A 1,505-nucleotide genomic window follows, 5' to 3' on the forward strand; every position below is an offset into this window, starting at 1 on the left:
GTTGATTATTTTACCCATTCTTCCTAATTCATCATCGGCTTTAATCTTTATTGTTTGCACTTCTTTGGTTTCATGATTTAAAAATTTGAAGAAATTTTGTAAAGAATGAAGTATAATAGGAATTCTAGCACCTACTATTTTATTTACACAAAAATAAACAATGGCTAAGATTATAACAACTATAACTAGTGCTATAATAATTAAAATAAATTGTAATTTATATAAAGGTTGTAAAACAGACTTTTTTGGTGCGGTAACTATTATACTCCAGTGACTAGAGTCTCCTAGTGTGCTAAAAGGAGTGATACTAGCAAAGCTGAGATTTCCATTTGAATCAGTATAATTGTCAATAATTATATCTTTACGTTCTTTAACGGCATCAATAATAAATTTTGTCGAAGGATCTTTATTGATTTCAGGTAGAGTTTTTAATATAGCATCTTTGTTTTTGTGAATAGTAATAACTCCTTGATCAGTCATTAAAAATCTTAAATCACCTTCGTAGGCATCTAGTTTTGGATCAAGCATTTCTTGTGATATTTCTAAGAAATCAAAAGTATATCCAACAACACCTACAAATTTGCCTTTACTGTTAAAGATAGGCATTCCTAAATTAATACCTAAAAAATCATGTCCATCATAATTTAATTTTGATGGAGCGCCAACAAATAAAGTATCTAAATCACCATATTTTGCGTTTTGCTCAATTTTTTGCAAAATGTTCAGTTGAGAAAAATTATTAGGAACTTTTATAGATCTTATACCACCTGCTTTTCCTGTAGTTTCATCGAAAAAAATCATAGCAAAAGTTTTACCATTAGAGCTTTTAAAATTTGAATCTAATGCTTGGGTGTCAGATAAAACAGAAGGATCTTTTAGCCAAAGAAATGAATAAGCTGCATAACCACTACTGTCAAAGGTATTTTTTAATAAGCTTTCTATTAGCGCAACATCTACTTGGTCATATTTCGAAAACATTTCATTAAGCGATGTAGCCATTCCTTTTGTAAGAACAACTTCCTCATTTAGAATGCCTTGCATAAAATTTCCGTATCTTTTCGCAGAAAGAAAGATTGAATTTTTAGCTTCATTTTCCATATTAGAAGCAACTTGAATTGATAAAATAGTCACCAAAATGGCTATTCCAGCGATTATACTAATAGCAACTGATAATACTAGTTTTAACCCTATATTTAAAGATTTAAACATCAATAACTCCTTTTTTTGATTAGCATTAATTCTATTTTTTTATATAAAACTATTTTTAAACTATTTTAAAAGATTTAATTTTTTTAAAATTGGTTCAAATACACACACAAAAAAATAAATCAAAAAATGATATAATAATGAAAAATACATACTTTGTATAATAAAATAATAAAAATATTTTTTTATAAATGTATGATTAAAAATTGCAGCTATTGTGAAAATATTTTTATTAAAGTAAATATAAATTGTTATGGATAAAAATTAGGCTAAATAAAATACAGATCTTCCAACTAATC

General features: G+C 26.4%; 1 protein-coding gene. It reads right to left on the reverse strand.

Annotation, left to right across the window (positions count from 1 at the left end; genetic code table 11):
- Nucleotides 1-1,209, reverse strand: a 1,209-nt coding sequence (locus CAMP5121_RS07955; RefSeq protein WP_442863297.1) for a PDC sensor domain-containing protein, incomplete at its 3' end; no start/stop codon positions are given.
- Nucleotides 1,210-1,505 lie beyond the last annotated feature (296 nt).

Source organism: Campylobacter sp. 2352 PW (assembly GCF_024723575.1).
Taxonomy (GTDB): domain Bacteria; phylum Campylobacterota; class Campylobacteria; order Campylobacterales; family Campylobacteraceae; genus Campylobacter_D.